24 protein-coding genes (1 of these 24 cut by a window edge) are annotated in these 24352 nt (G+C 54.3%); 20 read left to right on the top strand and 4 right to left on the bottom strand.

Features of this window, described 5'->3' with window-relative positions; translation table 11 throughout:
- The first annotated feature begins 3 nt into the window (after positions 1-3).
- Positions 4-1185, top strand: coding sequence for a glutamate 5-kinase (gene proB / locus M5M_RS08580; protein WP_015047098.1), 1182 nt, complete (start codon positions 4-6; stop codon positions 1183-1185).
- 93 nt (positions 1186-1278) lie between these two features.
- Here the strand turns inward: proB and rpsT are convergent, their stop codons facing one another.
- Positions 1279-1545 (bottom strand): 30S ribosomal protein S20, encoded by a 267-nt coding sequence (gene rpsT, locus M5M_RS08575; protein WP_015047097.1) that lies wholly within the window; start codon positions 1543-1545, stop codon positions 1279-1281.
- Positions 1546-1718: 173 nt separating this feature from the next.
- Between rpsT and M5M_RS08570 the strand changes: the two genes are divergently transcribed.
- From M5M_RS08570 to M5M_RS08490, 17 genes are all read left to right on the top strand, one after another.
- On the top strand, positions 1719-2942 hold the full coding sequence (locus M5M_RS08570; protein WP_016389310.1) for a cyclic di-GMP phosphodiesterase: 1224 nt from the start codon (positions 1719-1721) through the stop codon (positions 2940-2942).
- Between the two features lie 39 nt (positions 2943-2981).
- A complete protein-coding gene (gene murJ, locus M5M_RS08565; protein ID WP_081640139.1) occupies positions 2982-4562 on the top strand; it encodes a murein biosynthesis integral membrane protein MurJ in 1581 nt (526 codons plus the stop codon).
- 14 nt (positions 4563-4576) lie between these two features.
- Positions 4577-4882: a DUF3144 domain-containing protein gene (locus M5M_RS08560; RefSeq protein WP_015047094.1), complete on the top strand. Its 306-nt coding sequence runs from the start codon at positions 4577-4579 to the stop codon at positions 4880-4882.
- Positions 4875-5192 (top strand): DUF3301 domain-containing protein, encoded by a 318-nt coding sequence (locus M5M_RS08555; protein WP_015047093.1) that lies wholly within the window; start codon positions 4875-4877, stop codon positions 5190-5192. Before M5M_RS08560 ends, M5M_RS08555 begins: the two co-directional genes overlap by 8 nt.
- 69 nt (positions 5193-5261) lie before the next feature.
- On the top strand, positions 5262-5885 hold the full coding sequence (locus tag M5M_RS08550; RefSeq protein WP_015047092.1) for a BamJ family beta-barrel-assembly machinery protein: 624 nt from the start codon (positions 5262-5264) through the stop codon (positions 5883-5885).
- Positions 5886-5969: 84 nt separating this feature from the next.
- Positions 5970-6905, top strand: a complete 936-nt coding sequence (gene ribF / locus M5M_RS08545; RefSeq protein WP_015047091.1) for a bifunctional riboflavin kinase/FAD synthetase — start codon at positions 5970-5972, stop codon at positions 6903-6905.
- A 22-nt stretch (positions 6906-6927) separates the two neighbouring features.
- Positions 6928-9732, top strand: coding sequence for an isoleucine--tRNA ligase (ileS, locus tag M5M_RS08540; protein WP_015047090.1), 2805 nt, complete (start codon positions 6928-6930; stop codon positions 9730-9732).
- On the top strand, positions 9732-10229 hold the full coding sequence (lspA, locus tag M5M_RS08535; RefSeq protein ID WP_015047089.1) for a signal peptidase II: 498 nt from the start codon (positions 9732-9734) through the stop codon (positions 10227-10229). The genes ileS and lspA overlap by 1 nt, the downstream gene beginning before the upstream one ends.
- Entirely contained in the window at positions 10226-10663 is a 438-nt protein-coding gene (locus tag M5M_RS08530; RefSeq protein ID WP_015047088.1) for an FKBP-type peptidyl-prolyl cis-trans isomerase, read from the top strand. Before lspA ends, M5M_RS08530 begins: the two co-directional genes overlap by 4 nt.
- Positions 10663-11601, top strand: a complete 939-nt coding sequence (gene ispH, locus M5M_RS08525) for a 4-hydroxy-3-methylbut-2-enyl diphosphate reductase (protein ID WP_015047087.1) — start codon at positions 10663-10665, stop codon at positions 11599-11601. Before M5M_RS08530 ends, ispH begins: the two co-directional genes overlap by 1 nt.
- A gap of 150 nt (positions 11602-11751) precedes the next feature.
- The gene (locus M5M_RS19475; protein ID WP_015047086.1) at positions 11752-12285 is read left to right on the top strand and encodes a GspH/FimT family pseudopilin; all 534 of its coding nucleotides are present in this window, start codon (positions 11752-11754) and stop codon (positions 12283-12285) included.
- Positions 12276-12776: a type IV pilus modification protein PilV gene (gene pilV / locus M5M_RS08515; protein ID WP_024330507.1), complete on the top strand. Its 501-nt coding sequence runs from the start codon at positions 12276-12278 to the stop codon at positions 12774-12776. The genes M5M_RS19475 and pilV overlap by 10 nt, the downstream gene beginning before the upstream one ends.
- A gap of 2 nt (positions 12777-12778) precedes the next feature.
- Complete coding sequence (locus M5M_RS08510; RefSeq protein WP_029880149.1) at positions 12779-13780, top strand: prepilin-type N-terminal cleavage/methylation domain-containing protein; 1002 nt, start codon at positions 12779-12781, stop codon at positions 13778-13780.
- Entirely contained in the window at positions 13780-14385 is a 606-nt protein-coding gene (locus tag M5M_RS08505) for a pilus assembly PilX family protein (RefSeq protein ID WP_015047083.1), read from the top strand. The genes M5M_RS08510 and M5M_RS08505 overlap by 1 nt, the downstream gene beginning before the upstream one ends.
- On the top strand, positions 14375-17722 hold the full coding sequence (locus M5M_RS08500) for a pilus assembly protein (RefSeq protein WP_016389309.1): 3348 nt from the start codon (positions 14375-14377) through the stop codon (positions 17720-17722). The genes M5M_RS08505 and M5M_RS08500 overlap by 11 nt, the downstream gene beginning before the upstream one ends.
- Before the next feature lie 10 nt (positions 17723-17732).
- On the top strand, positions 17733-18026 hold the full coding sequence (locus M5M_RS08495; protein ID WP_015047081.1) for a hypothetical protein: 294 nt from the start codon (positions 17733-17735) through the stop codon (positions 18024-18026).
- Positions 18027-18034: 8 nt separating this feature from the next.
- On the top strand, positions 18035-18493 hold the full coding sequence (locus tag M5M_RS08490; protein ID WP_015047080.1) for a type IV pilin protein: 459 nt from the start codon (positions 18035-18037) through the stop codon (positions 18491-18493).
- On the opposite strand, the gene M5M_RS21065 is transcribed toward M5M_RS08490, so the two are convergent.
- From M5M_RS21065 to M5M_RS19860, 3 genes are all read right to left on the bottom strand, one after another.
- Complete coding sequence (locus M5M_RS21065; protein WP_420834869.1) at positions 18490-19011, bottom strand: GspH/FimT family protein; 522 nt, start codon at positions 19009-19011, stop codon at positions 18490-18492. The genes M5M_RS08490 and M5M_RS21065 overlap by 4 nt on opposite strands.
- A 140-nt stretch (positions 19012-19151) precedes the next feature.
- Positions 19152-20495 (bottom strand): sigma-54-dependent transcriptional regulator, encoded by a 1344-nt coding sequence (locus tag M5M_RS08480; protein WP_015047078.1) that lies wholly within the window; start codon positions 20493-20495, stop codon positions 19152-19154.
- Positions 20495-22102 (bottom strand): two-component system sensor histidine kinase NtrB, encoded by a 1608-nt coding sequence (locus tag M5M_RS19860; protein ID WP_015047077.1) that lies wholly within the window; start codon positions 22100-22102, stop codon positions 20495-20497. The genes M5M_RS08480 and M5M_RS19860 overlap by 1 nt, the downstream gene beginning before the upstream one ends.
- Before the next feature lie 120 nt (positions 22103-22222).
- On the opposite strand from M5M_RS19860, the gene M5M_RS08470 reads away from it, so the two are divergent.
- Both M5M_RS08470 and pssA read left to right on the top strand, forming a co-directional pair.
- On the top strand, positions 22223-23845 hold the full coding sequence (locus tag M5M_RS08470; protein WP_015047076.1) for an NAD+ synthase: 1623 nt from the start codon (positions 22223-22225) through the stop codon (positions 23843-23845).
- A gap of 24 nt (positions 23846-23869) precedes the next feature.
- A protein-coding gene (gene pssA, locus M5M_RS08465; RefSeq protein WP_015047075.1) for a CDP-diacylglycerol--serine O-phosphatidyltransferase crosses the window boundary here: on the top strand, positions 23870-24352 show its 5' portion. 366 nt of this gene lie beyond the right edge of the window; only the first 483 of its 849 coding nucleotides appear in the window; the start codon lies at positions 23870-23872; its stop codon lies off the right edge, out of view.

The following is a 24352-nucleotide window of genomic DNA, read 5'->3' as shown; positions in this document are numbered from 1 at the left end:
TTTATGAGTACACACAATAGCCAGGATGATGGCAATAGCGAGTCACAGAATCTGAAAACCCGCGCGCAAATGGCGCGCAGCCAGCGCTGGGTGGTAAAAATTGGCAGCTCCTTGCTGACCAATAATGGCCAGGGCTTGGACAAGCCGGCGATTGCCGAGTGGGTGGCGCAAATTGCACGCTTGCGGCAGGCCGGTATCGAGGTGGTGCTGGTATCATCCGGTGCCGTTGCAGCCGGTATGCGGCGGCTGGGCTGGACCGTGCGCCCGCACGCCATGCACGAGCTTCAGGCCGCTGCGGCAGTGGGCCAAATGCGTCTGGTGCAGAATTACGAGCAGGAATTCCAGAAGCACGATCTGCACACCGCGCAGGTGTTGCTGACCCACGACGACCTGTCCAATCGTGAGCGCTATCTCAATGCGCGCTCAACCCTGACCACATTGCTCGATTTTGGGGTGGTGCCAGTGGTGAACGAAAACGACACAGTGGTGACCGATGAAATCCGATTTGGCGATAACGACACGCTAGGGGCCTTGGTGGCGAACCTGGTGGAGGCGGATGTGTTGGTCTTGATGACCGACCAGAACGGCATGTATTCGGCCGACCCCCGCAATAACCCCGATGCCCGCTTGCTCAGCTATTTGCCGGCGTTTGATTCGCGTCTGGACGACATGGCCGGCGATGGCGGAGCCCTGGGGCGAGGTGGCATGGTGACTAAAGTGCGGGCGGCCCGACTGGCGGCGAGAAGTGGCACCCACACGCTGATAGTGGGTGGTCGCTTACCTTCAGTGCTCGACAGTGTCAGGGCTGCCGAGTCCGTGGGCACCCTGTTGTATGCGGATTGTGAGCCGAAGACGGCACGTAAGAACTGGCTGGCGGGGCATTTGCAGACGCTGGGCGAATTGGTGCTGGATGACGGTGCCGTGCGGGCGTTGCAGCACAAAGGCAAAAGCCTGTTGCCTGTGGGCGTTTGCGCGGTCAGCGGCCAGTTTACCCGCGGGGATATGGTGGTTTGCCGGGATCTGAATGGCGCCGAAATCGCGCGCGGCCTGGTGAATTACGGTGCCGATGAGGTCAGTCAGCTGATTGGTACCGGTAGCGATCAGATCGAAGCGGTATTGGGCTATGTGGATGAGCAGGAGCTGATCCATCGCGACAATCTGGTGTTGGTGGACTGGAAAGACTGATCTGTTTATCTCTGCACTTGATAAGCGTGCGGTCCCAGAAAAGCAAAAACCCCGGCATGCCGGGGTTTTTGTTGGGTCATCCTGCTCGGGATTTTAGGCAGCCAGGGCCTTGATCTGAGCGTTCAGGCGGCTCTTGTGACGAGCGGCCTTGTTCTTGTGGATGATGCCTTTGTCAGCAATGCGGTCGATCACAGGTACTGCGGCAGCGAAGGCTGCTTTTGCGGCTTCCTGGTCACCAGCTTTGATCGCTGCTACCACTTTTTTGATGTAAGTGCGCGTCATGGAGCGCAGGCTGGCGTTGTGCTTACGAGCCTTCTCGTTCTGACGAGCACGTTTTTTAGCTTGGGGTGAGTTTGCCACCGTGTTGCTCCTGTTAAAATCACTAGGTACAAATCAAGGACGCGACATTATGCTCATTTAACGCCCAGTGTCAACAGCCAGCTGCTATTCCCGGTAGGGTGGTCTTTATGGCGATCCTGATTGGGGCAGGCTAGGCTAAATGGGCTGAGCCGGATTGGACGTAGTTTCCGCCCATGAATGAATCAAACAGACGCAAGATCCCCAAAGAACTGCTGACGTTGGGAATGTATATAGAGGAGTTTTGCGGTTCCTGGATGGAGCATCCCTTCTGGCGGGCGAAGTTCCTGCTGGAGTCGGAGCAGGACAGGCAGAAAGTCATGTCCAGTAATATTACCCACGTGTGGATTGATACTGCCAAAGGGGCCGATGTTACCCGGGAGCAGGCAGAAGAATGCCCTGATCCTCAGGATGTGCACGTAGAGGCGCTTGTTGCCGGTGCGCAGCCGTTGGTTCAACCCAAACGGTCGATGGCCGATGAGGTTCGCCGGGCCAGTCGTATCTGTCAAAAAGCGCGTGCGGCAGTCGAGCAGATGTTTTCAGAGGCCAGGATGGGCAAGGCGGTCGACCCCGAACACTGCCAGGCCATGGTCAACGAGATTTCCGATTCAGTGGCGCGCAACCCGGGCGCGCTCATCAGTCTGGCCAGACTGAAAACAGCTGACGAATATACCTACATGCACTCGGTGGCGGTGTGTGCGTTGATGATTGCGCTGGCGCGGGAGCTGGGTATGGAGGAGGCGCAGGTACGGGAGGCGGGCATGGCAGGGCTGCTGCACGACTTGGGTAAAGCGCTGGTGCCGATGGAGGTACTGAATAAGCCCGGCAAGCTCACCGATGAGGAGTTTGCCATCATTAAAACCCATCCCGAGAAAGGCTGGGCGCTGCTGAAGGAAAGGGGGGGCGTCAGTGACGAGGTGTTGAATGCCTGTCTGTATCATCACGAGAAGACCAATGGTTCGGGTTACCCGCGTGGGCTAAAGGCCGCTGAGATCAGTGAGCTTGCCCGCATGACCGCGGTGTGTGATGTGTACGATGCCATCACCAGTAATCGCCCCTACAAGCGGGGGTGGGATCCAGCAGAATCCCTGAAAAAAATGGCCGAATGGAGCGACGGCCACTTCGATGCCCATATCTTTCAGGCCTTTGTGAAAAGTTTGGGCATATACCCTGTGGGATCGTTGGTGCGGCTAGGCTCTAAGCGGCTGGGTGTGGTGGTAGAGCAGAATCCAGGTAATTTGCTGAAACCCAAGGTGAAAGTGTTTTTCAGTACCATCAGTGAGGTCCGTATTCCGCCCAAATTGGTGGACCTGGCTAAGGTGGACGATAAAATCCTCGGGCGGGAGCCGACCGAGGATTGGAGCTTTCCTGATCTCGATGAGCTTTGGCAGCAGGGTTAAAACCGCTACACTGCGCTCTTTTAATGCTGGGCACAGAGATTGAGCGACATTTCCCCTCCCGATAAGAAGCCCGTAGGGCTGTTGCGCGCCAGCTCTGTGGTGTCCTCCATGACCTTTGTCTCCCGCATTCTCGGACTGGTGCGGGATGTGGTGTTTGCCCGCTTCATCGGCGCAGAGGCGGGTGCGGACGCGTTTTTTGTGGCCTTCAAAATCCCTAATTTTTTGCGGCGGCTGTTTGCTGAAGGCGCTTTCGCGCAGGCCTTTGTGCCGGTGCTGTCCGAATACCGGGAGCGGGGTTCGCACGCGGCGGTGCGCGAGCTGATCAATGCGGTGGCGGGCTGTCTGGGCTCGGTGCTGTTCCTGCTCACGGTGCTGGCGTGCCTGGCGGCGCCGGTGGTGGCCTATCTGTTTGCCCCCGGCTTCGCCGCCGATGAACAGAAGTTTGGCTTGGTGAGCGATATGATCCGTATCACCTTTCCCTACCTATTGTTGATTTCGCTCACCGGTTTTGCCGGTGCCATCCTCAACAGCTATGACCGGTTTGCTGTGCCCGCGATTACGCCGGTGTTGCTCAATGTCAGCCTGATTACGGCGGCAGTGGTGATCTCGCCACAAATCTCCGAGCCGGTGATGGCCCTGGCCTGGGGCGTTTTTGTCGCCGGTTGTGTACAGTTGTTGTTCCAGCTGCCGTTTCTGGCTCGTATCCATTTGCTGCCGGTGCCGTCGGTGAACTTCAGCCACCCCGGCGTCAAGCGGGTGCTCACGCTGATGGTGCCGGCCTTGTTTGGTGTGTCGGTCAGTCAGATCAATTTATTGCTCGACACCGTGCTGGCGTCATTCTTGCCCACGGGCTCGGTGTCCTGGCTGTATTACTCCGATCGCCTGGCGGAACTGCCGCTGGGTGTGTTTGGAGTCGCCATTGCCACGGTCATCCTGCCCAGCTTGTCACGTCAGCACACTGGCGCCGATAGTGAGCGCTTCAGCCGGACGATGAACTGGTCTTTGCACTTGATTTTCCTGATTGCGCTGCCCTCCAGTCTGGCGCTGCTGATTCTGGCAGAGCCCATTCTGGCTACTCTGTTCATGTACGGTAAAACTACGGCGGCGGATATTGCCATGTCGCGCCTGAGTTTGTGTGCCTATGCCCTTGGCTTGACCGCATTCATGGCCATCAAGGTGCTGGCGCCCGGGTTCTACGCCCGTCAGGATATGAAAACGCCGGTGCGCATTGGCATCATTGCCATGGTGGCCAATATGGTGATGAACCTGTTGTTCGTGGTGCCTTTGCACAGCTATTGGCAGGTGGGGCATATGGGGCTGGCGTTGGCCACGGCAGGGTCGGCCTTTCTCAATGCCGGCATGTTGTTCAGCCGGTTGCGCCGCCAGAATGTCTGGGTGAGCGATGGCCGGTGGCGTCGCCGGTTCTGGCAATACGGCGTCGCGAACGCTGGCATGGTGGCTGTGCTGGCCTTGTGTCTCTATTGGTTGCCCGCCTGGGGTGACAGTCTTTGGTGGCAGCGTACTTTGGCGCTTGCGCTGGTGTGTGGCCTGGGGTTGATCGCTTATGTGGGGTTGCTGGTTCTGGCTGGCTTGCGCATGGCGGATCTGAAACATCGATAATCGGAATTAAATGCATGGCACAAACAAATGATGACGCCTTCTGGCAGTTGGTAGAGCAGTTTATTGAGCGGGCCAATGATGCGCCCGAGTCGCTGGAGCTGACCGAGGTGGGGGGCGCGCTGATGGTGGCCGCTTCGCGCTTCAATGCGTATGCGCTCGCTGCAAGCAGTATCGATAAGGCATCGTTCAAGGATGACCGGGACGGGTTGCTGAAAGACTATGTGAACCAGTTCCGCAGCTTGTTGGCAGACGATCTGGAAGATTACGCCAATCACTACAAGACCCTGATCGGCAATACCGACGAGGCCGGTGATGCTTGAGTTGACCGACCTGTTGTGGGTTTTCGGGGTGTTCTGGTTTGGCTGGTATGCCTTGCAGGTAGCGCGCCTTAAAGAACTGACGCTACAGGCTGCAAATCGCCACTGTGAGCAACACGGCGTGCAGCTGTTGGACGCCACGGTAGCACTGCGGAAATTGGCCGTGGCGCGCGACAGTGCCGGCTGGCTCAGAATCCGCCGGATCTATGCGTTTGAGTTCACTGCCACCGGTGAGGATCGCAATAATGGCTTCATCAGTCTCCTGGGCCCTAAGGTGGAGGCCATAGAGCTGGCCCCCCATCGCATCCACTGAATCGGGCGGCCCGGGACAGCCGGCCGGGCTTTCTGTTAAACTGGTCGCCTTTTGCCCAGCGAGAAAGTCATGTCTGATTTGAAGTTTGAAAGTGTTGAAAAGCAGGTGAGCTACGGAATTGGCCGCCAGATGGGAGAGCAGTTGATGTCCAATCCGTTTGAAGGTCTGGCGCCTGACGCCGTGGTAGCCGGTCTGGCCGACATGTTGGCGGGCAAGCACAGCCAGGTTGCAGAAGCCGATCTGCAGAAAGCCTTCCAGGAAGTGAGTGAACGCATGCGCGCCAAACAGGCCGAGCAGGCCAAAGCAGCTGCTGCCGATGGCGAGGCGTACCTGGCAGAGAATGGCAAGCGCGAGGGGGTTGTGACACTGGCCTCCGGCCTGCAGTACGAAGTCATCAACGAAGGTAGTGGCGACAAGCCCAGCCGCGAATCCACCGTGCGTACCCATTACCACGGCACCCTGACCGACGGCACCGTTTTCGACAGTTCCTACCAGCGCGGCGAGCCTGCGGAATTCCCCGTAGGTGGCGTGATTGCCGGCTGGACCGAAGCCCTGCAATTGATGCCTGTGGGCTCCAAGTGGCGTTTGCATATTCCTTACCAGCTGGCCTACGGCGAACGTGGCGCGGGAGCCTCAATTCCGCCGTTCGCGGCCCTGGTGTTTGATGTCGAGCTGCTGGATATCATCGGCTGATCATGTCTGAATCTGCCGGCCAGCGCGGGTGCCACGCTGGCCGGCAACGGGTTATACTGCCGCCTCGCCAAATCTGGGCTCAAGATGTCTCAAGCGTCATTCATTCGTGGTCTGCACAATCTGCCTGCCTCCGGGCGCGGCGGGGTATTGACCATTGGTTCCTTTGACGGTGTACATCGTGGGCATCAGGCCATGTTGGCGCAGGTGAAAGCCCGGGCGCAGGCGTTGGGCGTGCAGGCCCAGGCCATGACCTTTGAGCCGCAGCCCTACGAGTATTTTTCCGGTGAACAAGCACCGGCGCGCCTGATGCGCTTGCGCGACAAGGTTGACGCCTTGCTGTCGGTGGGCGTGGATCGCGTCATCTGCTTGCCGTTCAACGCCCGCTTGCGCAACATGACCGCCAACGATTTTGTTGAGCAGGTGTTGGTGCAAGGTTTGGGCGTACGCGAATTGATCATCGGTGACGATTTCCGCTTTGGTTGTGACCGCGCCGGTGATTTTGCGTTTTTGCGTGCGGCAGGTGAGCGGCTGGGCTTTACCGTAGCCGATACCACCACCTTCACGCTCGGTGGAGAAAGGGTCAGCAGTACCCGTATCCGTCAGCTGTTGGAAGCGGGGGATCTCAAAACGGCTGAGGCCCTGTTGGGGCGCCCTTACTGTATGACCGGTAAGGTTGTTAAAGGGCAGCAATTGGGACGCACCATTGGCGCACCCACGGCGAATGTCCACCTGCACCGTTACCGGTCGCCACTGGCCGGCGTATTTGCCGTGCGGGCCAGTGCCCGTGGCGAGCAGTTTACCGGTGTGGCCAATGTGGGCGTTCGACCCACCGTGGCCGAAGGTGCCAAGCCCATATTGGAAGTTCACCTGTTCGATACGGAAAAAGATTTATATGGCGTGCAGCTTGCCGTGCAATTTTGCAAGAAACTGCGGGATGAACAGAAATTCGAATCGCTCGACGCACTGCGCCAGCAAATCCAGCAGGATATGGCGGCAGGCCGGGCTTACTTTAGTGAATGAAAAGCGATTGGCTGACTGAACGATGACCGATTACAAGCCCACCCTGAATTTGCCGCAAACCGATTTTGCCATGAAGGCAAACCTGGCTAACCGCGAGCCGGACACCCTGAAAAAATGGACCGGCGATAACTTGTATCAGATCATTCGCGACGCCCGCGCAGGTGCTCCCAAGTTTATTTTGCACGATGGCCCGCCCTACGCCAATGGCGATATTCACATTGGCCATTCAGTCAATAAAATCCTGAAGGACATTATCGTCAAGGCCAAAACCCTGAGCGGTTTTGACGCCCCCTACGTGCCCGGTTGGGACTGCCACGGCCTGCCTATCGAGCACAATGTGGAAAAGAAAGTGGGTAAGGCCGGCGACAAGGTGGATGTGAAAACCTTCCGCCAGAAATGTCGTGAATACGCCGCCAAGCAGGTAGAAGGCCAGAAGCGCGATTTCATTCGTTTGGGTGTACTGGGCGACTGGGATAATCCCTACCTCACCATGGATTACAAATTCGAAGCAGATATCATTCGGGCGCTCGGACGCATTGCCGATAACGGTCACCTGATGCGCGGTTTCAAGCCTGTGTACTGGAGCGTGGTGGGCGGCTCGGCGCTGGCCGAGGCGGAAGTGGAGTATCAGGATAAAACCTCCAACTCCATTTATGTGCGTTACCCCGTAAGCGACCAGGCAGATCTGGCTGCGCGGATGGGATCCCTGCCCGGAAGTGGCAAAGTCTCGGTGGTGATCTGGACCACCACGCCCTGGACCCTGCCGTCCAGTCAGGCCGTGAGTATCAACGCCGCGCTCGATTACGTGTTGGTACAGGCCGGCGATGAACGCATTCTGGTGGCAGAAGCCTTGTACGAAAGTGTACTGAAGCAGGCCGGTGTTGAATCGGGCGATGTGTTGGTAACACTTTCCGGCGACAAGCTCGCAGGCCTGAAGGTCAATCATCCGTTCTATAACAAACAGCTGCCGTTGATCACCGGCGATCACGTCACTACTGATGCGGGTACCGGTTGTGTGCACACCGCACCCGATCACGGTATGGAAGACTTTGTGGTGGGCACAGCCAATGGCATTGGCACGCTTAATTACGTGGATGACAACGGCAACTACCGTCCGCAGGTGGAGTTTTTCGCCGGTGACCATGTGTACAAGGTGGATGACAAGATCATTGATCTGTTGAAGGCCAATGGCGTGCTGTGGGCGCACAGCAAAATCACCCACTCCTACCCGCATTGCTGGCGCACCAAAACGCCGCTGATCTTCCGCGCTACGCCCCAGTGGTTTGTGAGCATGAACCAGAACGGTTTGTTGTCGCAGGTGAAAGACGCGGTGGAAAAAGTGCAGTGGATTCCCGACTGGGGCCGTGCGCGTATCGATTCCATGCTGGATTCATCGCCCGATTGGTGTATCTCCCGTCAGCGTACCTGGGGCGTGCCCATCGCCTTGTTTGTGCATAAAGATACTCAGGAACTGCATCCTCAAACGGCCGAGCTGATCGAGCAGGTGGCGTTGAAGGTGGAGCAGGCCGGGATGGACGCCTGGTTCGATCTGGACGCGCGCGAATTACTGGGCGATGACGCGGATAATTACAGCAAGGTCACCGACACGCTGGATGTGTGGTTCGATTCCGGCGTCACCCATTACGCTGTGCTCAATCGCCGCGACCAGTTGCAGTACCCGGCCGACCTGTATCTCGAAGGCAGCGACCAGCACCGCGGCTGGTTCCAGTCGTCGCTGAAAACGGCGATGGCAATCAATAATGAGGCGCCGTACAAAGCCGTGCTGACCCATGGTTTCACCGTGGATGAAAACGGCCGCAAGATGTCCAAGTCCATCGGCAATGTAATTCCGCCACAGAAAGTGATGAACGATCTGGGCGCTGATGTGTTGCGTCTGTGGGTGGCCGCGACGGATTTCAGCACCGAAATGAGCGTATCGGAAGAAATCCTGAAGCGCACGGCCGATTCCTATCGTCGCATCCGCAATACCGCGCGTTTTATGCTCTCGAATCTGGCCGGCTTTGACCCGGCAACGGATCTGGTGGCCATTGATGACATGATCGCGTTGGATCGCTGGGCAGTGGAGCGTGCAGCGGAATTGCAGGCTGAAATCCTGCGCGCCTACGACAAATACCAGTTCCACCAGATTTACCAGAAACTGCACAACTTCTGTGTGGTGGATATGGGCGGCTTTTATCTGGATATTATCAAAGATCGCCAGTACACCACGCAGGCCGATAGCCGCGCGCGCCGTTCGGCGCAATCGGCGCTGTACCACATCATCGAGGCCTTCGCCCGTTGGGTGGCGCCAATCCTGAGTTTCACTGCCGACGAAATGTGGCAGTTTATTCCGGGTGATCGCTCTGTGCCGGTGTTCGTGGCCGAGTGGTATGAATTCCCCCAAGCCTCCGGTGACGCTGTATTGAGCAAAACTGAATGGGCACAGGTGGCGGCGGCGAAAACGGCTGTCAACAAGGTGCTGGAAGAGCGTCGTGCCGCAGGCGAGCTGGGTGCATCACTTTCCGCTGAAGTGGCGTTGTATGCGGATGAGTCTCTGCAGGCGGTGTTGGCCAAATTGAAAGACGAATTGCGTTTCGTGTTGATCACCTCGCAAGCCGAATTGAAGTCATCCGCCGACGCGCCAACAGAAAGCTTTGCCACCGAGGTGAAAGGGTTGAAAGTGACCGCGATTAAATCGGTGCACAAAAAGTGTGGCCGTTGTTGGCATTTCCGGGCTGATGTGGGTGCTAATGCAGCGCACCCCGAGCTGTGCGCGCGTTGTGTGGACAACGTGGCGGGTCAGGGCGAAGCGCGGGCGTTTGCATGATGTCTAAACGAATATTGTTTGGCTACGCCATTGCGGTACTGATGATTGTGCTCGACCAATGGACCAAATGGTATGCCACTGAGTCGCTGAGTTACGGTGTGCCTGTGCCGGTGAATGCCTTTCTGGACTGGACCTTGTTGCACAATCCCGGCGCGGCGTTCAGCTTCCTGAGTGACCAGGGCGGCTGGCAACGCTGGTTTTTTACGGCTATTGCTTTGGTGGTCAGCTTGGTGCTGGTGGTCTGGATCTGGCGCTTGCCGGATGACAAGAAGCTCGAATCGCTGGCACTTTCGCTGGTGTTGGGCGGAGCCATCGGAAACCTCATCGACCGCGTACAACTGGGATACGTGGTGGATTTTATTTCCGTCCACTACCAGAGTTATTACTGGCCCGCCTTCAACATTGCCGACAGCGCGATTTGTGTGGGGGTGGCTTTGCTGATTGTTGATATGGTGTTTTTCACAAAGAAAACGCCCGATGAGGTAGAAAGAAAATGACCCTAGCCGTGGCAGAAGGGGCAAAGTTGACCCTGCATTTCGCTTTGCGATTGCGCGATGGCAGCGTAGTGGATTCCAATTTTGACGGTAAACCCGCGCAGCTGGTGGTGGGGGATGGCAATCTGCTGCCCGGTTTTGAGCGGCCGCTTATCGGTATGACTGCCGGCCAGCGGGAGACCTTTGTGATCGCCCCGGAACAGGGGTTCGGTCAGTCCAATCCGAATAATGTGCAAACCTTCCCTCGGCATACCTTCGCAGCGGATATGGACCTCGCTGAGGGCCTGGTGGTTTCCTTTGCCGACGCCCAGAAGGCTGAGTTGCCCGGCGTAATTACGGCCTTTGATCAGGACCAGGTCACGGTGGATTTCAACCACCCGCTGGCCGGCAAGGACATCCTGTTTGAGGTGCAGATTCTGTCGGTGGAGGCGGCGTAATGGCGGCTGAGCTGAAATTGGCTAATCCGCGCGGCTTCTGTGCCGGCGTCGATCGGGCCATCGATATTGTGAACCGGGCGCTGGACGTGTTCGGCGCCCCCATCTACGTGCGTCACGAGGTGGTACATAACAAATACGTGGTGGACGACTTGCGCGCCCGCGGCGCCATTTTTGTGGATGAGCTGCACGAGGTGCCTGACGATACCATCGTGATTTTCAGCGCGCATGGGGTATCCCAGGCAGTGCGCAACGAGGCCGAGCAGCGCAAGCTCAAGGTGTTTGATGCCACCTGTCCGCTGGTGACCAAGGTGCATATCGAGGTGGCGCGCTATTCCAAGGCGGGCATGGAGTGCATTCTCATTGGCCATGAGGGGCACCCCGAGGTGGAAGGTACCATGGGTCAGTATGACGATAGTAATGGTGGTGCCATTTATCTGGTGGAGGACGAAGCCAATGTGCGAGACCTGGTGGTGCGAGATCCGGAACACCTGGCCTACGTCACCCAGACCACGCTTTCCATGGACGACACCGCGCAGGTGATCGATGCATTGCGCCAGCGCTTCCCGGCTATTCAGGGGCCTCGCAAAGACGACATCTGTTACGCCACCACCAACCGCCAGGACGCTGTGCGGCAGCTGGCGTTGGAATGTGACCTGGTGTTGGTGGTGGGCTCGGTCAACAGCTCCAACTCCAACCGGTTGCGGGAGCTGGCGGAGCGCTGCGGCGCCGAAGCCCACCTGATTGACACGGAAGACGACATTTCCCCTGCCTGGGTGACCGGCAAACGCGCGATCGGTATTACCGCAGGCGCCTCCGCACCCGAGGTGCTGGTGCAGGGTGTGATCCGCCGGCTTGAAACCATGGGGGCCCTGGCGCCGCTCGAAATGGCCGGCACGCCCGAAAATATCGCCTTCTCCCTCCCCCGCGAGCTCAGGTAAACTCTTTTCCCGGTCGGGGCTCAGGCCCCGTATGTGACGGGGTTCACGCTTGTGGTCAAACCCCACCCAACGGCTTGTCGCCGGTCGTTCAAGCCCTCCGTTTATCGCCCTTGGCGGGTAGGTATCTCAACCTTCTGATATAACGTGACTATGAAAAAATATTCTGGTTTTACAGTAATTGAATTGATGGTGGTGGTGCTTATTGCCTCCGTTTTGCTGGGCGTTGGGATTCCTTCCCTGACCAACTTCATCAATGAGCGTTCACTCGTAGCGGATGTATCGCGCTTAACGACAGCGCTGTCATTTGCCCGGTCCGAATCGATCACGCGGGCGGCCAATGTATCTATTTGTCCATCATCTGATGGTGAGAGTTGTGCTGCCGGACAATGGGTCAGTGGCTGGATATTGTTCCGCGATCGCAATGGCAATATGACTCCTGAGTTGGGTACTAAGAACTGTACCGATACAGAAGACTGCATTTTGCGTGCGGATAAAGGCCTTGCTACCAATACCTCTGTCACCGTGGATGCCAGTGCATTTGGTTTTAATGCTCAGGGTGAACGAATTGCGGCAAGTGCCACCCGCGTTACCCTTTGCCACCCGAATGCTAAGCGTGTTCACCAAGCGGTGTTAGCCGCGTCCGGCGCTATGTCTATTACTGTGAGGGAAGACACATGCCCATAAGACCACCATTACATCAAACAGGTAGTGGAATGATTGAGCTGATGGTCGGCTTGTTCGTGCTGGCTGTTGGCCTGATGGGAGCTTTGGCGTTGCAATTCAGTAGTGTCAGAAGCACCCAATCCGCCGTCTATACGTCAGATGCGCAGATTATTGCGCAAGACATGATTGACCGCATCATGGCGTACAACGATGTATTGACCACTGACGATGACGACGACTACCACAATATTGATACCGGCAATGCGGCGACCGATCCGGCCTGCAAAGACACCGGCTGCACTGCCGACCAGATTAAGGCAATGGATACTTATGAGTGGCAGCAGATTATTCAATCGCGCTTGCCTGGTGGGCGAGGTACTGTCTCCTATTTGAATAATGTTTATACGATTGTCGTTATGTGGGACCGGGATAGGACAGGTGTCGACGGCACCAACTGTGGCGGGAATCCAGCCGTTGATTTGACCTGCTACCGCGTGGAGTTCAGATTGTGAAAATGAAGAAGCAGTTAGGTTTGACCCTGGTTGAACTGATGATCTCTATCACTATCGGCTTGTTGATTATGGCTGGAGTATTCCAGCTGTACCTTACCGCGACGCAAACTCAGAGAAGTCAGGAAGCCACCTCCCGAATACAGGAAAATATGCGTTATCTGTTTTCGCGCCTGGAAGCTGATATCACGCAAACGGGATATTTTGGCTGTATACCCTATCAAGGTGGAACAGGCGATGACTCCCTTATCCAGGTTCATCTGATCAAAGATATTACCACCAAGTATGACTTTTCGAATTTGCTCGGCGGTGAAGATGGCAGCGGATTGCGCAAGAGTGACATTCTCCGTACCCGCTTTTTCAGCGCGTCAGCCCAGCTTCAGGTGCAATCTCCTGGCATGGCAAGTGTTTCCAGCCCGGTGCCTTTGTTGGAGTCTGAGCCCCTTTACAAGGAGCTGAAAAAAGGTGATGTGGTCATGGTGTCTGATTGCTCCTTCGCGGATGTATTCATGATTACCAATGACCCCGCCAATGACGGTCTCATTCATCATGACAACACGACGGCGGTGGACGGCCAAGCCAATTTGTATACCAGTTTACAGCGCGAATACGGTAAATCCAATGTGGTGACAGGTTCCACTGCTTATTTGTTTAGTGGTAAATCTTCCGCCGTAGAGTGGCGAATTCAGACATCTGCATCTGGTGTTGACGCCAAAGTAGACTGCTCTGATACGGCTCGTCAGTACTGTGCACTGTTCCGCAATGGGGAAGAAATGGCGGAAGGGGTTGAAGATTTTCAGCTGACTTACGGCTGGCGTAATGCTGCGGGCAATTTGATCGTCAATACCGCAGACAAAGTAACAGACTGGAACGCGGTAGATCGGGTTTTCGTTGCGCTGACGTTAAATTCCGTGCAAACCGCGCCAACCTTGGATGGCAGTAAGTATGCTACCAAGGAAGTCAACAAAGTGTTCATGTTGCGTAACCAGTTGCCAGGAGAAATCTGATGATAGTTAACAGAAACCAGCAAGGCGCAACTCTGGTTGTTGCGATGGTGCTGCTGTTGGTGATGAGCCTGATCGGGTTGTCGTCAGTGGTATCCAGTACCTTGCAGGAAAAAATGGCCTCCAACGCCCAGCAGCGTACGCTGGCCAGGGCGGCGGCTGAATCTGGCTTAGCGGCTGCAGAGCGATTTATTGCAACGCAAATAACGGCCACGTCAAAGCTGATTCAATTCAACGGCGACAATACCGGGTATTATTCGGCTTATCCCGTGCCGGGCATTATTCTGGAGACCAAGCTGGCTAAACAGGTGACAGACTTGGCTGATGCGGCTGACCCTTCCATTTGGACTGCTGCGAACAGCGTAGAGGTTGATGACCTATCGAGCGCCGTACAAAGTAAAAAGCCCCGTTATACGATTGAATATGTCGGTCGGCGCAGCCAGTCAGGCATTAGTGTATGGAGCCCTTCCGCGGTAATCGAGCGCGGCGCTCCCCATATTTTTAAAGTGACTGCCATAGGATGGGCGAGGGATACCGCCGTGTATTCAGTCCTTCAATCCTACTTTATGACCGGCACCGGTGCAGGAGTGTTCGAATATGAAGAGTAATTTTCCTCAGTTTAGGCTCAAGGCGCTTCCCGTTGCTATTCTCGCCCTGTCCCCGCTGTGGGCTCAGGCTGCCCCGGGAGAGTTAACTAAAACCCCCTTATTCCTGACCACGCAAGTGCAGCCAAACGTATTAATGTTGGTGGACGACTCCGGTTCGATGGGGTGGGATTATGTTTACAGGGATGGTGCCGACGGCAGTGAGGATAACCGTAATAGGCTGCTGCTGTGCTATGGGTATAACTCAATTACATACGATCCAAATACCGTTTACACTCCGTGGGTCGGTAAGGACAAGAATGGCAATGCCTTTACTGATAGAGGCCTTACCAACGCGTACAATAACCCATTTGCAGGGACCACCAGCGATATTACCAACAGGTCCTACTGGGAATGGGATGATAAGGATGCTGACGGAAAGTACGACTTTGGTGAGTGCTCGACTAAAGATAGTGATCGGGTTTACGTAAAAAATTTAAATGCTGAACAGCAAAAAAACTATGCGAACTGGTATAGCTATTATCGTACGCGGGAAGATGTAACCAAAAGGGCTTTGTCTGAAATCATCACCTATTCAAAGGCCCGCATCGGCCTGGCAACCTTGCATAACAATCAAAACAACGGTAATGGCGGGTATGCAAGCGGTTACGGCTTCTTACCGCAAGGTGTAAAAGATATTGATGATATCACTACCCCAATTGATTCGAGTGCTGCCGCCAGTAAAGCGTTGCTACTGGACAATCTGTTCAGGATTTATTCTACAGGTGGAACTCCTCTCAGGCGGACGTTGGAAAGTGCCGGCAAGTATTTTGATACGCAATCAAACACAGATCTTTTTAATGGGAACCTGACTTCACCGATACTGCCTGCCAGTAAGGGGGGGGAATGCCAAGCCAACTATTCGATTATCATGTCCGACGGTTATTGGAATGGCGACGATCCGAATGTTGGCAATGCCGATAAGTCGGATCAACCCTTTTCGGGCTTGTCCTATGCTGATAGCCACAGTAATACCCTGGCCGATGTGGCGATGTATTATTACCAACGGGATTTGGCTCCCTCGCTGGCGGACAAGCTGCCCGGCAAGCCTTATGATCCTAATACCGCGCAACATATGGTGACTTACACCGTGTCATTGGGGCTTTCAACTTCAGGTGGGCTCCAAGGTACAGGAAAAGAAGGTGGTCCTGTCAGCGAATTGGAAGATCCCCAATGGACAAATCCACATGATGGTGGTGCCAAAACCGTAGATGATATGGTCCATGCTGCGTGGAACGGCAGGGGGGAATTCCTTAAAGCCAATGATACGGAAGAGTTGATTTTTGCGTTGTCGCAAGCTTTCCTGAGTATTGATGAGCGCGAAGGCTCGGCGTCGTCTGTGACCTTTAACTCCACCCGTATCGACACGGATACCTTTGTTTTTCAGGCAAATTTTCAGCCCAAAGGTTGGTATGGGGATCTGGCCGCTTATAACCTGGATGCCGATGGCAATAAGGGGATTAAACAGTGGTCTGCCGGAGATCTTCTGGAGTCGCGCAATCTTCTTCTGAAAGATCGGCATATTGTCACCTCTAACAACAACAAGGGAGTTCCATTCCGTGCGCCGCTGAATTACAAAACGGCCACCACCAGCGAGATGTCCAATGCCATGTTGGCAGATCTGTTGGCTAACGCTCCGCACAGCGCCAATACAACGGACCCAACCAAGATTCTTGCCAATCAGGCGTACCTTGAAAAACTGGTCAATTATTTGCGCGGTTGGAGAACCGATGAGGGGGGTGCTACCGATAAGTTCCGCTCCCGTACAAATAAGCGACTGGGGGATATTATTAATTCCTCGCCGGTCTATTCCGGCGTGCCCAAGACCGCCTACCCCGAAAATATGGAATCTGTCGGTTACAGTACCTTCATTGAAGCTTACAAAAATCGCGATCCCTTGGTGTTTGTTGGTGCAAATGATGGCATGTTGCACGCATTCGATGCCAAATTAGGTAATGAAGTGTTTGCTTATGTGCCGGAGATGATTGCTTCTGCTGCCTCAGGTGAAGGGCTGCATTTCTTGGCTCAGCAAACCTATGGTCATCAACCCTACGTGGATGGCCCGCTGACGGTTGCGGATGTATTCATCGGTGGAAAATGGGCCACATACCTCGTTGGCGCGCTGAACTACGGCGGCAAAGGAATATACGTGCTCGATGTCACCGATCCATCGAAGTTGCGAGAAAGTTTTGCCAGCACTGTTGTGAAGTTCGAGTTCACCCACAAAGATCTTGGTTATACTTTCAGTAAGCCTCAGATAGGCCGTCTGAACAATGGCAAGTGGGCCGCTATTTTCGGTAATGGTTACAATAGCGACCCAACCGGCGACGGCCGAGCTAAATTGTTTATTGTTTATTTGGATGGTTCAGGCTCAGTTATTATAGATACCGAGCAGGGCAGTGTTGCAAACGCAAACTGCGAAGACTCTGCGAGCGACTGCAACGGTTTGTCGACACCGTTCTTGCTTGATCATACCGGTGATGCCTATATAGACCGGGTTTATGCAGGTGACCTGCACGGTAATCTTTGGGTGTTTGACCTGACTTCGTCTACCGCTTCTAACTGGGGAGTCGCCTACAAAGACAGCACTACACCAAAACCATTGTTCCAGGCCTGTGCAGGTACCACGTGCACCAAAGCCAATCGTCAACCCATTACCGCCATGCCTGTCATCGGTGTGCATCCGACCAGACGAAACGCGTCTACCTGGCCTAATCTGATGGTTTATTTTGGTACCGGCCAGTTTATTGCGAAAAATGATAACTTTAATACCGATCAGCAAAGCGCTTACGGTATCTGGGATGCCGGTGCCAGTCACATTGGTAAAAGTCGTGATGACCTGGTTGAGCAGGTGATTACCACCAGCGGTACGGCCCGGATGTTGACCAGCAATCTGGTTAACTACTTAACAGGTACCGGCGGGCAATTCGGTTGGTATCACGACACGCCGTCAACGGGTGAGCGGACCGTGATCGACATGCTGGTTGATCAGAAGGTGATTTTTTATGCGACGCTAATCCCCGAAACGTCACAATGTTCTGCCGGCGGAACCGGTTGGCTGATGTTCGCCGATCGTATGACTGGTGGCATGCCCGCATTTACGGTGGTGGATTACAATAATGACGGCGTATTCGATGAGACGCCTACAGCTGGGTTGTCATTAGGTGCTATTCCCGGCGGTTTAAGTAAACTGTCCGATCGGCTTTTCCTTTCAGATTCTGCCGGTAAGATTATTAGCTTTAAAACCCAAACTGGTGGCTATAACCCGTCCAGGCGTACATCCTGGTCAGTTATTCATTAAGGAGTTTGTTATGGTCAAATCAATTATCCGTAGCATGGCTTTTCTAGGGCTAGTGTTGCCGGTACTCGCTTTTGCCGAGCTGGACGAAGCAGAAATCGATCATGTTGATGAGTCGTACAAGTATGTAGTTATCGGTGATCGCGTATACAGTTTCGCCTTGAATGCAAAGTTTTTCGATAAAAAAGGGCGGACGGTAAACCGTTATGCGCTGAAGCAGGGCATGTTGGTCGAGTTTGATTTCGATCGTGGGCCGCATGAAACGGGGACAATAAATCGAGTTACCATTGTTTCCGACAGAGAGTGAGGGGTCAAATGAAGCGCTACGAAAGCGGTTTTACGCTGATTGAACTGATGATGGTTGTTGCTGTTGTGGCTGTGCTGGTTGCAGTGGCGATACCTGCCTATAATGACCAAGTTACCAAGGCGCGTCGTTCGGATGCAAAGACATCTATTATGGAGTTAGTGAGCAGGCAGGAGCGGTTCTACACCCAGTACCTGTCATACACTAAAACCCTTGTGGGTCCCAATGGCTGCTCTGGAACAGCATGCGGGTTGAATATGGCCTCCGATAAAAGTACCGAAGGATTTTATACATTATCGGTTACGACCTCGCCGAATGGGTGTGCGCCGGCCACTAACAGTCTCTGTCGTGGGTTTGAAATAACTGCCACGCCGGTGGCAACTGATGAAAAATGCAAGACATTAACTATCAACCATATTGGAGTGCAGAAAGCTACCGGCACCGAGTCAGCTGATTATTGTTGGCGCTAAATTGAGCATGGACTTTTATCGTCGGGTATAAAATGCAGGCGAGGCCTGCCTGCCTTATTGACTATAATTGTTGCGGGTTGCAGATCCGAGAGATCGGTATGACATAGGCGGAACCGACCATTTTGATTGTCAGTCACACCATCCGGTGTGAACCTCAATGTGCTCTTGTTGCCAAATGCTTGCCAGCTGATTCTGATGCTTTGAGGGATTTTTGTAACTCTCAAAATCCTATCGGACGGGTCCGGCTGGGCATTGCCGTTTATGTCGACGATTAACAGATAGTATTGATTTGTCCATGATGGGCTGCAAGTGACAGTATCTGAGCTGGGGCAGAGAAACGTGTGGCTGCGGGTGTTTACCGCAGTTTCTCTGGTAGCACTGACCAGACCTAGCAGCGCTTGGGCGTTGATGCGGAACAGAACGGTACTATAGAGGTTACTTAAGCTTGTAGCAGAGACTGTTAATATCGCTAGCAGCGTCAGATAAATCAACAGTTCAAGTAGAGTGTGCCCGGCCATAGGGCGTTTTGAACGAGCTCCGTTCTTCATGCGCTTTTCCATCCTTGGAATAGTTCACGCTCAAATTAATCCCAGCCAATATCCGGGTCAAGTTTTTGCGCCGGTGTCACGAGTATTCAATGTTCTTTCTTGTGTGATTGTTACTCCAGTCCCAATTTCTTGAGGCGATAACGCAACGATCGGAAACTGATGCCGAGCTGCTTTGCCGTTAGTGTCCGATTCCATTTGCAGCGCTCAAGTGCGTCGATTATCACTTCTTTTTCTATGTCTGCAAGGTATGTATCCAGAGAGGTGCCCGCATGCATGCTTGGGGTGGATGGTGCCAGTGTATTGTCGGTGGCTGTAGTCGATTCCGGCTCAGAAAGCTGCAGGTCGCTGATATCGATTGTATCGTTTTCACATAGCGTATAGGCGCGCTCCAGAATATTTTCCAGTTCGCGGACGTTGCCAGGGAAGCTGTAGTGCTTCAACTTCTCCAAAGCTTTTTCGGTGATTCTTGCTGTTTTTGCTCCGTGGGTATTGGCTATTTTATGGAGTATTTTGTTGGTGAGTAGCGGCAGGTCTTCCGCTCTCTCGCGAAGCGCAGGTGACTGCACTTCGATGACATTGATTCTGTAGTACAGGTCCTGCCTGAAGTTTCCGTTTTCAACTTCGCGTTGGAGATTTTTGTGGGTCGCGCTCAGGATTCGTACGTCAATGGCCTCTTCTTTCTGCGCGCCAACCGGCCGGACGGCTTTTTCCTGTATCGCTCTGAGCAATTTGACCTGCATATCCAAGGGTAAATCTGCAACTTCGTCCAGGAATAGCGTGCCACCCTGGGCGGCCTGAAACATTCCCAACTTGTCTGCGGTGGCGCCGGTGAACGTGCCTTTTTTATGGCCAAAGAACTCGCTTTCCATCAGGTCTTTTGGGATGGCGCCACAGTTTACCGCGATGAACGGCTCTGCATTGCGCGGGCCTTTCAGATGAATGGAGCGGGCAATTAGTTCTTTTCCTGAGCCTGACTCGCCGGTAATCAGCACAGGCGCCTGGGAGCGGGCGAGCTTGGTGATTTGGGTATTCAGATGTCTGATAGCAGGTGTTTGTCCCAGTATGAGCTCATCGTTACTGGCGGCTTCTTCACCTAGCTTTAACGCTGTGGATACCAATGTTCGTAAGCGTTCCAGGTCGATGGGTTTGCTGAGGAAGTCGAAGGCGCCTGCTTTCATCGACTCAATGGCAATGTCCACATTCCCATGGGCTGTTATCACAGCAATAGGTGTGTTCTGGAAGTGCTGTTGTATATGCTTGACCAGGTCTAATCCATTGCCGTCCGGCAGCCTCATATCTGTGAGGCAAAGGTCGGGTGAGCGTTTCACGAGCTGTTGGCGGGCTGATTCAATATTTTCCGCGCGAAGACAATCCAACCCCATGCGGGACAAGGTGATGTCCAGTAGCTCCAGAATGTCGGGTTCGTCGTCTACCAGCAAGACAGTTTTTTTCATCAGTTCAATACTCGTTGATCGTGCGCAAGGCAAATCCTGAAGCAGCTTTTTCCATCATCTGTTGGTTTGTATTCCAGGCTCGCTTCGTTCGCATCACATAATTCTTTGGATAGATAAAGCCCTAGGCCTGTGCCAGTGGGGCTGCTTGTACTGAATGGTTCAAAAAGGCCTTGAATTTGTTCCGGCTCTACACCTTCACCAAAATCGATTACATCGATATAAGGCAATCCGCTGCGATCATCAATTCCGGTTTCAATGCGTAGTGCACTGATTTCATTTTTGAGCTTACTATAGCGCAGCCCGTTGTCACAAAGGTTGCTCAGAACCTGATGCAGTTGTGTGGTGTCCATGGTGGCCATCAGTGAACTTTCGTGATGCCTGACCTGGATGTCTGAGGTATCAAGCCTGCTGTGTTGAAATTCTTCAACGAAACTTTCAGTCCACTCGATCAGGTCAAAGGTGTGTGCTTTTGCGGGCTTTCGGCGGGATAACTCCAGTACATTTTCAATAATATTGTTCACGCGAGCCGAATGGCGGGCAATAATGCTGGTGAGTTGCCGGTCGGCCTGACTTATATCGGCAGATTCTGCAAGTAACTGGCCTGCATGGCTGATGGCGCCCAGGGGATTGCGGACTTCGTGTGCAATGCTGGCGGTAAGGCGACCTAGAGATGCCAACTTGATTTGTTGAGCTTGTTGCATGAGTTGGCGATTGTCCTCCAGAAAAACCAACGTATCTCCTTCGATATCGGTTTTTAATGCCGCAAAGCTTACTCTGATCTCTTTGCTGCTGGCCTCTGGCTTGAATAGCTGCTGTTTGTGAGCACCTGACTGCCGCCACGCATTGAGCATGTCAAAAATTTTCTCGGGCAGGTTTTCAAGCGGTTCGTGGGGTGAGCGGCTAAGCAGCCTATAGGCCGCATTATTGGCTAACAGTAAACGACCAACGGGATCGATAACCATAATGCCGGTATTCATTCTTTCCACGATTTGTTGGGTTAGGGATTGCAGGTGCTGCGCTACAGCGGCTTGCTGAGCTGCTTCTGTTTGGCTGGATTGAAGTTTCTGTGCCAGATAGCGGAACAACAGTGCAGTGAGAAACAGAAGTACGCCCAAAGCGCCGGCGGAAAACAGGCCTTGTTCGCCGCCGGATTTGCTGAGCGCGTCGGTCAGGCCAACCATGATGGCGGCAAGGCTTGCGAATGCCGCCAGCAACAGCGATAGCTGTTGGTTCAGAAAAATTCCCCCGTAGGCCACGGTGATAATCAGCAGATAGCCCAAACTGCTGGTCGCACTTCCACTGCTGACCACCATCAGGCTAATGGCGGCGATGTCGATGGTCAGTTGTGCGAGGAGCTGTTGCTCTGAGGGTTGGAAATTTTTTTGCCAAAGCGATAGCAGGGTCATGACCCCTATGGCGGTATAAATCAGGCAGGTATAAGAGAACAGATCGGGCGACACGATACCCAGCGTTTGGGTGGTGATACCGCCGTGGAACATGAACAGTAACAGGCTGCCAAGCAGCACCCGGTAGTAGCTGTAGATGCGGAGCAGCGTATGGGTGCTTTCCAGGCCGAGAATATTGTTGTTGTCTTGCGCGCTGGACATTCTGGATTCTCTGTTTTTGGCTGGGCTTACTATACAACAGCAGAAATACCGACGGGTATTTTGATTTGGGCGCCGCTTTCAATCAAAATAGCGCCCCCATTTAACGAGCTAAGGTGTTTTGTGGCCAAAGTGACCATGGCGCTTGCACAGGTAAATCCCCTGGTAGGCGATATTGATGCCAACACAAGGCTGGTGCTGGAGTTCGCCCGTCGGGCGATCGACGAGCATCAGGCCGGCTTGATTCTGTTTCCTGAGCTTGTATTGACGGGATATCCTCCTGAGGACTTGTTGCTGCGCCCCAGTCTTGCGCGGCGCATTGATCGTGCGTTGCAAGCCCTGTGCGAGGCGCGCTTACCCATCAAGCTGCTCGTGGGCTATCCCCGGGTTAAGGCTGGCAGGGTGTATAACGCCGCAGGGTTGATCGATCAGGGGCAATTGGTGGCCGAGTACTACAAGCAGTGTCTGCCTAATTACCAGGTGTTTGATGAAAAGCGCTATTTTGAGGCGGGCACTCAGCCCTGCGTGATAGATCTATGGGGGTTGCCCGTAGCGATCACTGTTTGTGAGGATATTTGGCAGGCCGGTCCCATGGCGCAGGCAAGGGATGCTGGCGCACGCCTGATGCTCAATATCAATGCCTCACCCTATCATCGCGGAAAAACCACCGAGCGGCGCGCACTGCTGAAGCAGCGGGCAGTCGAGGGCAATATGCCCATACTGTACGTGAATCAGGTTGGCGGGCAGGATGAACTGGTGTTCGATGGTCACTCAATGGCGGTGGATGCAGGGGGCAAAAGCCTGATGCAGGCGCCCGCTTTTGACGCAGGGCTCTTTACGATTGAGTTGGACCTTGAGTCAGGGCAGTTGCTTCCCGCGCAGCAAACCGAAGATGTGTGTTCTTTAGAGAGCGTCTATCGCGCACTGGTATTGGGTGTGCGGGATTATGTGACCAAAAACCGGTTTAACGGTGTGGTATTGGGGTTATCTGGCGGGATCGACTCGGCCCTGACTTTGGCAATCGCAGTGGATGCATTGGGTGCCGACAGGGTTGAGGCCGTTATGATGCCGTTCCGGTATACCTCCCAGCTGAGTCAGGATGACGCGTCTGATCAGGCGCGTCGGATGGGCGTTAAATACCATGTGGTGAGCATCGAGCCAATTTACGAAGCATTTATGGCGAGTCTGGCTCCCGCATTTACCGGTACCCAGTTGGATACCACCGAAGAGAATCTGCAGGCGCGGTGCCGCGGCGTGATTTTGATGGCAATGTCCAATAAGCACGGTAGTCTGGTCCTGACCACGGGCAACAAGAGCGAAATGGCGGTAGGCTATTCTACTTTGTATGGCGACATGGCCGGTGGTTTTGATGTTCTCAAAGATGTGCCCAAAACCCTGGTGTTTGAACTGGCCAGGCATCGCAATAGGGTGCGCGAGGTGATCCCCGATTCGGTCATTACCCGTCCGCCGTCAGCAGAATTACGGCCAGATCAGAAAGATGAAGACAGCTTGCCTGCCTACCCGGTACTTGATGATATTCTGGAGCGCTACGTTGAGCGGGATGAGAGCGCGGCGGATATCATTGCTGCAGGCCATGCTGAAGCCGACGTGCGGCGGGTACTGAGGTTGGTGGACATTAATGAATATAAACGACGTCAGGCCCCTATTGGCCCGCGCTTGACCAAGCGCGGATTCGGGCGCGACCGGCGTTACCCCATCACCAATGGCTGGTCCATTGGTGATTGATTCGAATTTCTGGAGTGACTCTGAATGAGTGAGACTAAAAAAAGTGCGTCGCCCGTCGAAAACGAGCAGGCGGTTCAAGGGGAAACCATTGATCCCTTGCATTCCGCGCTAATCGATGAGCATGTGGAAGAGGTGGAGGAAAACGGGCGCAAGGTCCGCCATCGAGGCATTTACTTGCTGCCAAACCTGTTTACCACAGGGGCGCTGTTTTCGGGTTTCTACGCGATTATTGCCGGCATGAACGGCAATTTTGAGGCGGCGGCGATTGCCATCTTCGTAGCCATGGTGCTGGATGGGCTGGACGGCCGCGTTGCCCGGCTCACTAACACCAGCAGTGCCTTTGGCGAACAGTACGACAGCCTGTCGGATATGGTCTCCTTCGGCGTGGCGCCCGCGTTGGTGATGTTCAGTTGGGCGTTACAGGACCTTGGCAAATTCGGTTGGGCGGCCGCTTTTACCTACTGCGCTGGCGCAGCCCTGCGGTTGGCTCGCTTCAATACCCAGATT

Source organism: Simiduia agarivorans SA1 = DSM 21679, from assembly GCF_000305785.2.
GTDB lineage: Bacteria > Pseudomonadota > Gammaproteobacteria > Pseudomonadales > Cellvibrionaceae > Simiduia > Simiduia agarivorans.
The sequence above is the reverse complement of the archived record's forward strand: the minus strand, read 5'-3'. Positions and strand labels throughout refer to the sequence as shown.

Bases quoted from the DNA above. Each gene is read 5' to 3' on its own strand.
- M5M_RS21065 (WP_420834869.1), bottom strand. From the start codon at position 19,011: ATGGCCGGGCACACTCTACTTGAACTGTTGATTTATCTGACGCTGCTA.
- M5M_RS08490 (WP_015047080.1), top strand. From the start codon at position 18,035: ATGAAGCGCTACGAAAGCGGTTTTACGCTGATTGAACTGATGATGGTT.
- M5M_RS08560 (WP_015047094.1), top strand. From the start codon at position 4,577: ATGGCACAAACAAATGATGACGCCTTCTGGCAGTTGGTAGAGCAGTTT.
- M5M_RS08480 (WP_015047078.1), bottom strand. From the start codon at position 20,495: ATGAAAAAAACTGTCTTGCTGGTAGACGACGAACCCGACATTCTGGAG.
- M5M_RS08510 (WP_029880149.1), top strand. From the start codon at position 12,779: ATGAAGAAGCAGTTAGGTTTGACCCTGGTTGAACTGATGATCTCTATC.
- M5M_RS08570 (WP_016389310.1), top strand. From the start codon at position 1,719: ATGAATGAATCAAACAGACGCAAGATCCCCAAAGAACTGCTGACGTTG.
- pilV (WP_024330507.1), top strand. From the start codon at position 12,276: ATGCCCATAAGACCACCATTACATCAAACAGGTAGTGGAATGATTGAG.
- lspA (WP_015047089.1), top strand. From the start codon at position 9,732: ATGTCTAAACGAATATTGTTTGGCTACGCCATTGCGGTACTGATGATT.
- ileS (WP_015047090.1), top strand. From the start codon at position 6,928: ATGACCGATTACAAGCCCACCCTGAATTTGCCGCAAACCGATTTTGCC.
- M5M_RS19860 (WP_015047077.1), bottom strand. From the start codon at position 22,102: ATGTCCAGCGCGCAAGACAACAACAATATTCTCGGCCTGGAAAGCACC.
- ispH (WP_015047087.1), top strand. From the start codon at position 10,663: ATGGCGGCTGAGCTGAAATTGGCTAATCCGCGCGGCTTCTGTGCCGGC.
- M5M_RS19475 (WP_015047086.1), top strand. From the start codon at position 11,752: ATGAAAAAATATTCTGGTTTTACAGTAATTGAATTGATGGTGGTGGTG.
- M5M_RS08550 (WP_015047092.1), top strand. From the start codon at position 5,262: ATGTCTGATTTGAAGTTTGAAAGTGTTGAAAAGCAGGTGAGCTACGGA.
- M5M_RS08500 (WP_016389309.1), top strand. From the start codon at position 14,375: ATGAAGAGTAATTTTCCTCAGTTTAGGCTCAAGGCGCTTCCCGTTGCT.
- M5M_RS08495 (WP_015047081.1), top strand. From the start codon at position 17,733: ATGGTCAAATCAATTATCCGTAGCATGGCTTTTCTAGGGCTAGTGTTG.
- ribF (WP_015047091.1), top strand. From the start codon at position 5,970: ATGTCTCAAGCGTCATTCATTCGTGGTCTGCACAATCTGCCTGCCTCC.
- M5M_RS08555 (WP_015047093.1), top strand. From the start codon at position 4,875: ATGCTTGAGTTGACCGACCTGTTGTGGGTTTTCGGGGTGTTCTGGTTT.
- proB (WP_015047098.1), top strand. From the start codon at position 4: ATGAGTACACACAATAGCCAGGATGATGGCAATAGCGAGTCACAGAAT.
- M5M_RS08530 (WP_015047088.1), top strand. From the start codon at position 10,226: ATGACCCTAGCCGTGGCAGAAGGGGCAAAGTTGACCCTGCATTTCGCT.
- M5M_RS08505 (WP_015047083.1), top strand. From the start codon at position 13,780: ATGATAGTTAACAGAAACCAGCAAGGCGCAACTCTGGTTGTTGCGATG.